10 protein-coding genes are annotated in these 11883 nt (G+C 63.1%); 6 read left to right on the forward strand and 4 right to left on the reverse strand.

What is annotated here, in order from left to right; genetic code table 11:
- The first annotated feature begins 93 nt into the window (after positions 1 to 93).
- Complete coding sequence (locus tag HG718_RS04835; protein WP_160588841.1) at positions 94 to 867, forward strand: Coq4 family protein; 774 nt, start codon at positions 94 to 96, stop codon at positions 865 to 867.
- A gap of 55 nt (positions 868 to 922) precedes the next feature.
- On the opposite strand, the gene HG718_RS04840 is transcribed toward HG718_RS04835, so the two are convergent.
- The 3 genes from HG718_RS04840 to HG718_RS04850 are packed head-to-tail and all read right to left on the reverse strand — an operon-like array spanning position 923 to position 3830.
- Positions 923 to 1597 (reverse strand): LutC/YkgG family protein, encoded by a 675-nt coding sequence (locus tag HG718_RS04840; RefSeq protein WP_160588840.1) that lies wholly within the window; start codon positions 1595 to 1597, stop codon positions 923 to 925.
- Complete coding sequence (locus HG718_RS04845) at positions 1594 to 3024, reverse strand: lactate utilization protein B (protein ID WP_160588839.1); 1431 nt, start codon at positions 3022 to 3024, stop codon at positions 1594 to 1596. The genes HG718_RS04840 and HG718_RS04845 overlap by 4 nt, the downstream gene beginning before the upstream one ends.
- Entirely contained in the window at positions 3024 to 3830 is an 807-nt protein-coding gene (locus tag HG718_RS04850; protein ID WP_308936412.1) for a (Fe-S)-binding protein, read from the reverse strand. Before HG718_RS04850 ends, HG718_RS04845 begins: the two co-directional genes overlap by 1 nt.
- A gap of 98 nt (positions 3831 to 3928) precedes the next feature.
- On the opposite strand from HG718_RS04850, the gene HG718_RS04855 reads away from it, so the two are divergent.
- Positions 3929 to 5245 carry an MFS transporter gene (locus tag HG718_RS04855; protein WP_160588837.1) on the forward strand — a complete coding sequence of 439 codons (1317 nt, stop codon included), beginning with the start codon at positions 3929 to 3931 and terminating at the stop codon, positions 5243 to 5245.
- Here HG718_RS04855 and HG718_RS04860 read toward each other — a convergent pair.
- Complete coding sequence (locus tag HG718_RS04860) at positions 5214 to 7793, reverse strand: MMPL family transporter (RefSeq protein WP_160588836.1); 2580 nt, start codon at positions 7791 to 7793, stop codon at positions 5214 to 5216. The two genes, HG718_RS04855 and HG718_RS04860, sit on opposite strands and share 32 nt — an antisense overlap.
- A gap of 178 nt (positions 7794 to 7971) precedes the next feature.
- Between HG718_RS04860 and HG718_RS04865 the strand changes: the two genes are divergently transcribed.
- The 4 genes from HG718_RS04865 to HG718_RS04880 are packed head-to-tail and all read left to right on the forward strand — an operon-like array spanning position 7972 to position 11879.
- Positions 7972 to 8634, forward strand: a complete 663-nt coding sequence (locus HG718_RS04865) for an ABC transporter substrate-binding protein (protein ID WP_160588835.1) — start codon at positions 7972 to 7974, stop codon at positions 8632 to 8634.
- A 35-nt stretch (positions 8635 to 8669) separates the two neighbouring features.
- Complete coding sequence (locus HG718_RS04870; protein WP_160588834.1) at positions 8670 to 9764, forward strand: sulfotransferase family protein; 1095 nt, start codon at positions 8670 to 8672, stop codon at positions 9762 to 9764.
- On the forward strand, positions 9712 to 10881 hold the full coding sequence (locus HG718_RS04875) for an SMP-30/gluconolactonase/LRE family protein (protein ID WP_160588833.1): 1170 nt from the start codon (positions 9712 to 9714) through the stop codon (positions 10879 to 10881). The genes HG718_RS04870 and HG718_RS04875 overlap by 53 nt, the downstream gene beginning before the upstream one ends.
- Positions 10881 to 11879, forward strand: coding sequence for an NAD-dependent epimerase/dehydratase family protein (locus HG718_RS04880; protein ID WP_160588832.1), 999 nt, complete (start codon positions 10881 to 10883; stop codon positions 11877 to 11879). Before HG718_RS04875 ends, HG718_RS04880 begins: the two co-directional genes overlap by 1 nt.
- The last annotated feature ends 4 nt before the right edge of the window (positions 11880 to 11883 follow it).

Below are 11883 nucleotides of genomic sequence, written 5' to 3' on the forward strand. Positions count from 1 at the left end.
AGCCATTTTGCGGGCCTGTCCGTAAAATCCGCTTGTAAGTCGCTGCGTTAAGGCTCATCTTACTTACAAAATTGTATGGAAGGAGACGCCGCCATGGCAGACAACATTTCAGGCATGGCCCCCAGGGACACCGCGCCGGAGATCAAGGACAGCAAGTGGTATCAGCCGCGTGCCGCCATGCACGCCATCAGGGCGCTGATGCAGGACCCGGAAGACACCTCCCAGGTGTTCCGGGTCACCCGTGCCATGGGCGGTCCGTCGCAATACAAGGGGTTCCGCCGTTTCTGCACCAGCGCTGTCGGCCGGCGGGTTCTGGCCCGGCGTCAGGATCTTGCCGATGTGCTCAATGACCGCGACATGCTGCGGGCCCTCCCGGACGGCTCCCTCGGCCGCGCTTATCTCGAGTTTGTCGAGCGCGAAAACCTCAGCGCTGACGGGCTCACCGATGCCAGCGTGAAGGGCGGGCGGATCATCAAGGATCCGGACCTAGCGCTCTACGCTGCCCGCACCCGCGACATGCATGATTTGTGGCACGTCACGACCGGCTATGGCCGCGACGGGCTGGGAGAACTGTCGCTGCTGGCCTTCACCTATGCCCAACTCGGCAATATCGGTATCGCCATGATCATCTATTTCGGTGCGCGCGGCGGCGTCCGTGAATCGGGTGACAAGCGCATCTGGAAGGCGATCTGGGAAGGCTACCGGAACGGGCGGAGCGCGACCTGGTGGGCTGCGGAAGATTGGGAAGGCCTGCTGGCTGCCCCCCTTGAAGAGGTGCGCAAGCAGCTCAAATTCGCACCGGCCTCAACCTACCGCCAGGTGTTTCAGGATCATCTGGCAGCAGCACAGGCCGCGCCAGCGGTCTAGGCGTCAGGTTCCTCACGCAACGACAAAGAGCCCGCGCCATCTGGCGCGGGCTTTTTCATGCGCTGACCAAAATGATGTGTACGGCTCGGGGGCCATGGGCGCCCATCACCAGCGTTGCCTCGATGTCGGCGGTGCGGGAGGGGCCGCCAACGAAAATCAGCGACCGGGCCATGCCCTGGTTGTCTCGCGCGGCACGGGCCTGCCGCCAGACATCCTCGTAGCCTCCAACCAGTTCATCTGTGGTCAGAACAATGATGTGCCGGTCCGGAAGGAGGCCAAGGCTCACCGGAAAGGTGTCGCTGGCCGCCACGGCAACGGCCCCGGTCTCCGCAACCCCTGCCAGGGCGCGGGTGATCCCCGTCCGTCCGTCCAAGGCCTCGCGGGAAAGATCGCGTGAGGCGGTGACCCCGGAACCGGCCCAGTCGAGACTGCTCAATTCGCAACTATCTGGGACCGTCACGTCCGCCGATTGCTCCTGCTCCGTGAGATAGGCTTTCACTGTGCCCGGCACCGCGTCCAGGCTGGGGCACCCCGCGGTCGTGCAGCCGAGTTCCATGGCCTTGGCGATGAAGGCCTTTGTCAGCGTGTCGGGACTTGGTTGGGCGATTGCAGGGACCGGCTGCGGCGGGGGCGTCTCAAGCCGGGCTTTCGCCTCGGCAGGGTCGCAGGCTGTGCGGCCGGCTTCCGCCTTCCTGATCTTCGCGAAGATGGCATTGCGCGCGTCACTCATCGGCGGCGGCCCTCCCGGTACTGGCTCAGGAAGCTTGGCTCGGGTGGTGCAGCAAGGTCGCGCGACTGGGTCCAGCCGCTGCCGATGAAGGGCAGCTTTGTTACCATGCGGCGCCCATTGCGGGTGTGGGCCATCAGCCGCAGGCCGATGCCCGCCAGATTGGTTGCCGTCCGATAGAGGGAAGGGTGGCGGCCGAGCCAGGCCCAGATACCGAGGCCCCAGCGTTGCCCGGCAGGTGTCAGATGCGCCTCAAACTCCTTTTCACGCCAGTGGCGCATCATGGAGGGCAGGGGAATGCGCACCGGGCACACCTCCTCGCATTTGCCGCAGAAGCTGGATGCGTTGGGCAGCTTGGCCGCGCTTGAGACGCTTGCCAGGGCTGGTGTCCATACCGATCCCATGGGACCTGAATAAACCGACCCATAGCTCTGCCCGCCGACGGTGGTGAAAACCGGGCATGCGTTCAGGCACGCCCCGCAGCGGATACAGCGCAGCATCTCTTCCACAGGTGTGCCCAGCATGTCGGTGCGGCCATTGTCCACCAGCACGATGTCGAACTGTGCCGGTCCATCGGCGTCGCGGGCGCGGCGGGGCCCCGAATAGAGCGAGACGTAGTTCGAGGTTTCCTGTCCCGTGGCCGAGCGCGGCAGGATGCGCAGGAACACGGACAGATCATCCAGGGTCGGGACGATTTTCTCGATACCCGTCACCACGATGTGACGCTTCGGCAGAGTGGCCGTGAGGTCAGCATTGCCCTCATTGGTGATGATCGCCACCTGGCCGGTCTCGGCCACGAGGAAATTGGCGCCGGTGATCCCCACATCCGCCTGCTTGAAGCGTTCGCGCAGGACGATACGGGCCTCTTCCACCAGCTTCACCTTGTCTTCCACCTTCTCCGTGCGTCCCAGCGGCTTGTGTGCTTCGTAGAAGGTCTCCGACACTTGGCCGGCCGTCAGGTGCAGCGCAGGGCCGACGATATGGAAGGGTTTTTCCTTGCGGAGCTGGATGATGTACTCGCCCAGATCCGTCTCGACGACGTTGTAGCCCTTGCCGATGAGGTGATCGTTGAGCTCCAGTTCTTCGGTCACCATCGACTTGGATTTGATGATGTTGCGGGCTTCGGCCTCCGCGCACAGCTTCTCAACGATGGTGTTGGCCTCTTCGGCGGTGCGGGCCCAATGCACCCGACCGCCCGCTTCCTCCACCCGTGCCTCAAATGCCTCGAGATAGGTACCGAGATTGTTGAGGGTGTGGACCTTTATGTCCTTGGCCGCATCGCGCAGGGCATCGAACTCGGGCAGCTTGCCGACGGTCGCTTCCCGCAGCAGCGGAAAGATCTTGCCGAACACAAACAGTCCCGTCTGGAGCTGCGGGTCAGCAATGGCGGCGCGGGCATTGTCGCTGAACTTGTCGGATGTCACATGCATCAGGCGTCATCCTCATTCCGGGGCTTGTCATCGGTCATGCCCGCCAGCACTTCAGCCACATGGTATGCCCTCACTGGGTCATTGCGGCGGGCAAGGGCGCCTTCGATATTGAGCAGGCATCCAACGTCACCGGTCACAACTGCGCCGGCGCCGGACTTCACCACTTCGTCTGATTTCTTGCGCACCATCTCGCCGGAGATGTCCGGATATTTCACGCAGAACAGGCCGCCGAAGCCGCAGCAGACTTCAGCATCCTCCATTTCGGTGATCTCGGCACCGGCCGCGCGTAGCAGCGTGCGGGGCTGCTGCTTCACTTTCAGTTCCCGCAGGCCAGAGCATGAGTCGTGATAGGTCAGTGTTTCACTGGTGGCGGTACCGGTTGTACGGACGCCGGCCACATCGGTGAGGAAGGACGTCAACTCGTGGGTCCGGGCCGCCACGGCGTCCACCAGCTCCTTGTCCGGGTCGTCGGCGTCGAACAGGCGCGGGTGGTGGACACGGATCATCGCTGCGCAGGAGCCGGAGGGGGCGACCACATGGTCGAATTGGGAGAACTCCCGCGCGAAGCGTCTTGCGAAGTCCTTTGCGGCTTCCCGGTCGCCCGCATTGTAGTTGGGTTGGCCACAACAGGTCTGGCCCGCAGGTACGGTTACCTCGAAGCCCGCCTCCTCAAGGAGCTTGAGAGTGGCAAAGCCCACACGCGGACGCATGGTATTGACCAGGCAGGTCACAAAAAGCCCTACTGACTTTCCGGTCCCAGACCCATCCTTCACTGATTTGCCCGACATCCGCCGCGGAACCTCCATAGTTTTCCTGCATTACACAATGTCAGGGCAGGGTGCGCCAAGGGGTGTTCTGCCTCCCGCGCCACACAATTCCGACGATCACCAACCGACAGGCCAGCATGCGAAAGAGCGTTCTTCCGATCACCGTCCTTCTCGTGTCCACCCTGCTCATGTATCTGGCCGCCGGCCAGCAGGGCCTTCTCGTGCCGATCCGCGCCAGTTTGGAAGGCTATAGCGATGTCATTATCGGCTTCATGGGCACGGCCTATGCGCTGGGTTTCGTATCGGGCTGCTACCTCATTCCGATTGCATTGCGGCGCGTAGGATATATCCGGACATTCGGTGTCATCGCCTCACTGGCTGCCGCCAGCATGCTTCTGCAAGGCATGATCATCGAAGCGGTGATGTGGTTCGCAGCGCGTTTCGTCATCGGCTTTTCCATCGCCGGGTCCGCCATGGTGATCGAAAGCTGGCTCAATTCCCGCGTCACCAATGACACGCGGGGCGGCGTCTTTTCAGTTTACATGATTATCTATCTGGGGGCGATTACCGCCGGTCAGATGTCGCTGACCCTGTTCGACCCGATGCAGATCACGCTGTTCGTGGTCGCAGGTCTTCTGTTTTCCATCTCGCACATCCCGACTGCACTTACCCGCCTTCCGGCGCCTGAGCCGCCGGAGCAGGTGAGCCTCAATCTCCGGTCGATCATCAATTTGTCGCCGGTGGGGGCGGTCAGCGTGTTTCTCATTGGCATGGCCAACGGGGCCTTCGGCACCCTCGGCCCGGTCTTTGCGCAGAATCTCGGTTTCGCGTCCGGCGACATCGCCATTTTCATGAGCCTGGCGCTGGTCGCCGGTGCCTTGGCGCAATGGCCGTTCGGCCGCATCTCGGATCAGATGGACCGGCGCAAGGTAATCGGCGGCGTTGCCTTCCTCGGGTCAGCGGCCGGCGTGCTCATGGCACTGTTTGCTGTGCCGGGTGCGCTAACCTTCCTGCTGGTCGTGATGTTCGGCGCCGCCGCCTATTCGCTCTACGGGCTCGCCGTTGCCCATGCCAACGACCACGCGGACCCGTCAGACTTCGTATCCGTGTCCGGAAGTCTGCTGCTGCTGTTCGGCATCGGCTCGGCTATTGGTCCCATCTGTGCGGCCTATCTGACAAATGTGCTCGGCATGTCCGCGGAGTTCATCTTCGTCTCTGCCATGCACTTCATCCTTGGTGCCTATGCGTTCTACCGCATTGGCCAGCGTGCTGCCGTGCCTGAGGAAGAAAAGGAAGACTTCGTCGGTATGGCGCGGCCGACATCGCCGGTTGCAGCCGAGTTCGACCCGCGCGGCGAGGAGGTGGAAGAGGGGGACACGGAGGAAGACACCGTGCCGCCTGCCTCTTCATCGGCTTCCACACCTATTGGCGGCGCAGCTTCCCCCGCAAGCTGAGCAGGGCCGGCAGCACGAAGACAGTCGCAACCAGCAGGTAGAGCATGGCGATGGTCAGCAGCACGCCCATGCTCGCCGTGCCTGCGTGGACCGATGCGCTCAAGGCACCGAAGGCACCGATGGTCGTCAGCGTGCTGAGAACGATGGCGCGCGGCGTCGAGGATTTGAGCATGCCGTCAAGGGAGCCGTCACGGCGATAGCGCATCAGCACGTGGATGCCGTTGTCGACCCCCAGCCCCATGATCAGCGGCAGCACGATGATGTTGGCCTGGTTGAACGGCATGCCGATTGCAACACCTGTGGCGGCGGTGGCCATGGCGGCGAGCAGCAGCGGCGTCAGCACCAGTGCCGTATCCACGATGCTGCGGGTGGCGATCAGGACAATCACCGAAACAGCCGCCAGTGCCAGCAGCAGGGCCGTGATGAAGGCTTCCACCACCACATCGCCGACAGTGGCTTCCACCACGGCGCGGCCGGTGCTGTCCGGAAAGGCCTCCTTCACCTGCGCTACGAATAGGCGCAGATCCGGCGTGCGGGTCACATCGCCTTCCGGCAGGCCGATGGCCAAGGCTTGCCCGTCTTCAGCGATGAAGCGGTCACGCATGCCCTGCGGCACTTGGTCTAGGTCGGTCACGGGTTCCGCGTCGAACACCGCCATGAGGAGGCTGATGTCGCGTGTGAGCTGGTTTGCCAGTGCACCGTTAAGTGCTGCCCGCTGTGGCTTTGAGAGGGCGGCCAGCGCTTCATTGAGAGTCGCCAGCGCCTCCCTTGATGCCGGGTCGAGTCCATCGGGGAGGGGCACGGCCAGGGTGTCGGGGAGTTCAGCTGCGGGCCGGTCCAGCATGCCGCGCAAGGCAAAGAACAGGAAACCCGTTTCCTCGATGGCGGCCAGTTTCTCGTCCTGGTCCTGCGGGATCAGGCTTGAGGCGGTTTGTACCCGTTTGATCACCGGCAGGTCGGCCATGCGCGCTGCCGCCTGCTCGGCATCCTCCAGCGACGGCGTTACCACATAGGCGGCGTAATCCGTCACAAGGCCGCGGTTCTGCAGGTCGGCGAGTGCCTGGATGGGCTCGGAATTGCTGTTCTTGAGGGAGAGGGTCGAGAAGTCGAACCGGGCCTGGGTGGCAAGTCCGATGGATACGAGACCGATCAGACCTGCTGCCATGGCAATCCGTCCGGGCACGATGCGGCTCACACCGAACAGCCGTCCGATGGTGCGGTTGAACCGCGCGCCCGCGCTGCGCTGGTCCGGCACACCGATGAGGCTGAGCGTAGCAGGCAGCACCGTCAGTGCCGCCAGGCAGGCGAGGATCATGCCGCCGCCTGCGATCACGCCCAGATCGGCAAATCCCTTGTAGTCGGTCGGCATGAAGGACAGGAAGCCGATGGCGGATGTGACCGCGCCCATGGCGATGGCGGGTCCCACATCGCCCGCCGCTTCCGCCAGTGCCTTCGGCGTCGCCATGCCTGCTTCGACATCTTCCTGTGCGCGCAACGCGTAGTGGATGGCGAAGTCGATGCCGAGGCCGACGAACAGCACAGCGAAGCTGGCGGAGAGAATATTGACCTCCCCGATGCTGAACATCGCCCAGGCCATGGACCAGACGCCGCCGACGATCAGGGTTAGGAACATTACCGCGACAATGCGGGTGGAGCGAACGCCGAGCCCCAGCACGAGGGCGAGCATGATGAAGGACAGGGTGCCCGCAAGCCCGAGGCTCTGCCGCACCTGCTTCAGCTCGTCGACCGACAGCGGCACATTGCCCGTAAGGCGGATGGTGATGCCGTTGTCCTCGGTCAGGCCCAGGTCGGTTGCCGTGTCGCGGATCACCTGCAGTTTGCTGCTGGGCGACATCATGTCCGTTTGATCTTCGCGGATGCGTACCGAGATGAGTTCGATGGCGGTTTCACCGGGCTCGGTGGTGGTTCCGGGCAGCTCAATACGCGGCGGAGGTGCCCCCGTTTCGGCTGTGCGCCGCGCAGCCTGCGTCAGGCTTTCGGCCAGTGCCTGCAGTTGGGCCGGCAGCGTGGCGGTGCCGTCGGCTGAAATGGTTGCAGCGTCCGCTGCACCTTGTTCGATGAGGTCCAGCAGACCGGCCAGGCCTTTCTGCCGCAGCACCAGCGCGATGCCAGGCTGGGCCTGGGCGATTGCATCCAGCTGGTCAGCGACCTCATCGGTCTTGCGGTAGAGGATGCCGTTTTTCTGGAAGAAGGGCAGTGCCGACGCGGCGAAGACCGATTGGAACACGTCCGTGCGCTGCTCCAGCGCCGCGCTCAGGTCTTGCGCCGCCGCGATGGCGGCAGGGCGTGAGGCAGCCTCCACCACAATCAGACTGGTGCGCCGATAGGCCGGAAAAGCATCGCGGAACGCGCCGAAACGGATCTGAAACGCGGAATCCGGGGCCACAAGTGATGTCTGGTCCGCATTCACACGAAATTGAGTGGCGGCATAGATGCCGGCCAGAACCGTCGCAAATGCCAGCAGCATCAGCACAATCGCCGGATGGCGGGTGATCAGGCGGGCGGAGTTGGTCAGCAATGCGGACATTCGGCTATGGTGCAATCTAGGTGGGAGCGCTACATGCAACGCTAGGGATGGCGGGGCAGTGGTTCACGCGCGGTACAGCACCGCGATGAGACGCTGAAAAGCCGCCGAAATGGCGGGCATTCTGTTTAACCGCGTGGCCTTTCGCAGGCCACAAAAAGCGATCAAGCTGGACAACAATATGACCAAGGCTTTTTCCCCCTCCGCTTTCGTGAAACCCCGTTTCGGCACGGCCATGCGCATCATGCCATTGGCGGCCATGGCTTTTGCGGCCCTTTTTGCGCTGGGCTCAACTGCCCGGGCGCAGGACGCGGCAGCCGTTGCGAACAAGCTTCATGCCGGCCTCGAGCACCTGATGGCCAATGGCGAAGCCATGGGGCTTGAGGCTGCTTCAGACTATATCGGCAGAGTGGTTGACGAGACCTACGACTTGCCGGCGCTGACGGCCCAGTCCATCGGTCCGGCGTCTTTCCGGTCCTATGACGATGCGGGCAAGGCGCAGGTTGTGGCGGCCTACCGCGAATTTGTCATTGCCAATTATGTCAGCCGTTTTGCGCGGAAGCTGCCGATCACCTTCAAGACCCTCGGCACCAGCCCCGGCCCCAAGGGGGCGACTGTCGTCAATACGGAGCTGCAGCGTCAGTCGGGCGAACCGGTCAATCTCGACTATGTGGTGCGGACGCCGGAGGAGGGACGTGCGGGTATCGCCGATGTGCTCTATAACGGCGTCAGCGAGGCAGCGCGCCGCCGGTCGGAGCTGTCGTCTCTGGCGCGTCTCGGAGCCGAGCCGCTGGCGGATGCCCTGTCGCGCAAGGCCAGCACCATTGCGGCCACGCAGCAATAATCACCTGACGATCCGTTCCAGCAACTGAGTTCCCCATGCATCCTCTGACCGGTAGTGACTTCGGCACGCTGACATCCGTTCTGGCTGACAGCGGCGGCATACCGGCGGGGTCGCTGGGGAGCGTTGCGGGGCTGTTGGGTGCCGTCATCGGCCGGACACCGTTTACCCTGGCTGAAAAGGCGTATACGCGGAGCCAGCTTGCCAAGGCGGGCAGCATGCCGCCGCCAGTATTCATCGTCGGCCATTGGCGCAGTGGAACCACCCATCTCTACAATCTGATGGTGCAGGATGATTTTGGCTTCGTGCCGCCGGTTGCTACCGGACTGCCTTGGGACATGCTCCTGCTCGGGCGGGCGCTGAAACCGGTCATCGACAGGGCCCTGCCGGAGACACGCTACATCGACAACATTCCCGTGCGGCCCGACAGTCCGCAGGAAGATGAGATTGCGCTGGCTAACATGTCGCCGCTCTCCTTCTACCACGGCATCTATTTCCCGCAGGCCTTCGATCATTTCGTGGGCCGCGGCCTGTTCTTCGACGGCTGCACCGACGAAGAAATCAGTCAGTGGCAAGAGACCTTCACCTATTTCATGGAGAAGCTGTGGCTGCAGCAGGGGCGTAAGCGGCTCCTGATCAAGAACCCGGTCTATACGAGCCGGGTTGAAATGCTGCACAAGCTTTATCCGGATGCGTTGTTTATCCATATCCGGCGCAATCCGTACGAAGTCTTTGAGAGCATGAAGAACTTCTACGCCAAACTGTTCCGTCAGCTGGCGCTGCAGCCTTACGACCACGTGGATATTGAAGAAGCCGTGCTATCGGTCTATGAGCGCATCATGGGCCTGATAGATGCGCAATGGCCCGCGATTCCTGAGGCGCAACGGGTCGAAATTGCTTATGAGAATCTGGATCGGGCACCGCTCCAAGAGCTTGAGCGGGTCTATACCTCGCTCGGCCTGCCCGGTTTCGACACCGTGCGCCCGCGTTTCGAGGCCTATCTCAAATCTGTGGAAGGCTTTGAGAAGAACCGCTTCGATTATTCGGACCGGTCAGCGCAGCTCGTGGAAAGCCGCCTCGGTGACTATCTCGTACGCGGCGGCTATCAGCGGCCCGGTAGCAAGGTCGCTTAAGGCGCTGGTGCTGGCGGCGGGCCTCAGCCTTGTGCCGTCAGCTTATGCTGCGTCTGCCAACACAAATCCTGCCTATCAGTGCCACCGGGTCGCGGTGCTTGCGCCCGACGGCACGCCAATATCCGGGATCGAGGACTTGGCGGTGGATCAACGCCGTCAACGTCTCATCCTCAGCGCCTATGACCGTTTCGCAGTGCAGGACGCCCTGCGCCATGGTGAGGATCCGCCTCAGGGTAATCTCTACGTCACGGACATTGCGAGCCTCGTGAAGGGTACGCCTGACGAGATTGAGGCGCGTGTACTTGTCACCCGGGGTATGGAGGACGTGATCCTGCATCCCCACGGCATCGGCCTCTATGATGATGGCGAGATACAGCGACTTGCCGTGGTCAATCGCCTCGCTGACCGTCATGACCATTCAGCGGCCGATCTCCTGCTGCTTGAATTTATGGGGGACGGGCTGGTGCTGGCGGGCCGGGCGCGGGGAGACGCCTATTGCCGTGCCAATGACGTGACTTTGATTGGTCCAGACACGGCCATCTTCACGTTCGATCAGACGCAATGCGGCGCGTGGGGCGTTTGGCTTGAACGGATTGTACAGCCGCGCCGCTCCGGCCTCAGGCTCACGCGTTTCAGGCAGGATGGTCAGGTGGAGACAAAGACGCTGGTGTCCGACGCGGCCTTTGCCAACGGTGTCGCGCTGGACAAGACCACGGACACGCTGCTGATGACCGCGTCACGAGACGGTGAGATCCGTCACTATCCTCTCGAGGATCTGCTGTCCGGTGACACGGACTTCGCGGCGGTGGAAGTCGATGGCGGGCCGGACAATATCAGTGTCACGGGCCAGGGTGATGTCAGCCTCGCGGCCCACCCTGTGCCGTTTGATCTCTTTCTCTACATGAACGGTCTCGGTGAGTTGCCTGGCAGCCGGGTGTTGTTGCGGCGGGCGGGCCAGGACAATTTCGTCATGATCGATCCGGATGCGGAGGAACTACCGGGCGCGGCTACGTCCGCCGTCTTTCTGGGTGAGCGGGTCGTGGTGTCGTCGGCATGGGACGAGGGGCTGGGTTTGTGTGTCCCCACTGGACCCCAAGCTGATGGGGATCGGAAGTAATGAGCGCACTCACCCTTGTTACCGGGGGCGCCGGTTTTCTCGGCAGCCATGTGGTTCAACAGCTTGCTGATGCAGGTGCAAGGGTCAGGGTGCTGGATGTGGCGCCGGCGCCGGATGGCTCTCCGGCTGAATGGGTGTGCGGGTCTGTCGCCGATGAGGGGCGTGTCGCAACAGCCATGCAGGGGGTCTCCAGGGTCATCCATCTGGCGGCCATACCCCATCTGTGGGTTTCTCCTTCCAGCCGGTTTGACGATGTCAACTGGCACGGGACGCAGGTGATGCTCGCGGCAGCGCGGTCTGAAGGCGTCGGGGCCTTTGTGCATGTCTCCTCGCTCACCACTCGCATTGGCGGAACCTCAGGGGGGGAGGTGCGGCTCGTGCGTGAGGTGGATCGTTTGCCGCTTGAGGCCATGCTGGGGCCCTATCCCCGGTCGAAGTGGCGAGCGGAGGATGCGGCCCGACAGGCCCGCGCGGCCGGGATGCCAGTCCGCATTGCCATCCCGACCATGCCTCTGGGGCCGGGGGACCGGGGCCTCACGCCACCGACCCGCATGGTGCTGGATTTTCTGTGCGGCCGCACGCCCGCCTATCTGGAAAGTTGGATGAACATTGCCGATGTGCGGGACATGGCGGCGGGGCTCATAGCCTGTCTTGATATCGAGACAGGGGCTGACGGGGTGTTCCTCGGCGGTGACAACATCCTGCTTGGTGACCTGCTGGCGCGGCTACAGCACCGCAGCGGTGTCACCATGCCGTCGGCTACGGTGCCCGGCTGGCTGGCGGAGGCGGCGGCATTGGTGGATGAGGGGATTCTCAGTCGCTTGACGAACCGCCCGCCCAAGGCGCCACTCACGGGCGTGCGGCTTGCACGCCGTCCAGTCAGTTTCGATCTCGCCAAGGCAAGCGATCTGCTGCCGGAGCGGCGCCACACGCTCAACCAGACCCTGAGTGATCTCTTTGCGTGGTTCGAGGCGGAAGGCTTGTGGAGGCGTGCGTAGGCGG

This window comes from Pyruvatibacter mobilis (assembly GCF_012848855.1).
Taxonomy (GTDB): domain Bacteria; phylum Pseudomonadota; class Alphaproteobacteria; order CGMCC-115125; family CGMCC-115125; genus Pyruvatibacter; species Pyruvatibacter mobilis.

Bases quoted from the DNA above. Each gene is read 5' to 3' on its own strand.
- HG718_RS04850 (WP_308936412.1), bottom strand. From the start codon at position 3,830: ATGGAGGTTCCGCGGCGGATGTCGGGCAAATCAGTGAAGGATGGGTCT.
- HG718_RS04835 (WP_160588841.1), top strand. From the start codon at position 94: ATGGCAGACAACATTTCAGGCATGGCCCCCAGGGACACCGCGCCGGAG.
- HG718_RS04840 (WP_160588840.1), bottom strand. From the start codon at position 1,597: ATGAGTGACGCGCGCAATGCCATCTTCGCGAAGATCAGGAAGGCGGAA.
- HG718_RS04860 (WP_160588836.1), bottom strand. From the start codon at position 7,793: ATGTCCGCATTGCTGACCAACTCCGCCCGCCTGATCACCCGCCATCCG.
- HG718_RS04845 (WP_160588839.1), bottom strand. From the start codon at position 3,024: ATGCATGTGACATCCGACAAGTTCAGCGACAATGCCCGCGCCGCCATT.
- HG718_RS04855 (WP_160588837.1), top strand. From the start codon at position 3,929: ATGCGAAAGAGCGTTCTTCCGATCACCGTCCTTCTCGTGTCCACCCTG.
- HG718_RS04880 (WP_160588832.1), top strand. From the start codon at position 10,881: ATGAGCGCACTCACCCTTGTTACCGGGGGCGCCGGTTTTCTCGGCAGC.
- HG718_RS04865 (WP_160588835.1), top strand. From the start codon at position 7,972: ATGACCAAGGCTTTTTCCCCCTCCGCTTTCGTGAAACCCCGTTTCGGC.
- HG718_RS04870 (WP_160588834.1), top strand. From the start codon at position 8,670: ATGCATCCTCTGACCGGTAGTGACTTCGGCACGCTGACATCCGTTCTG.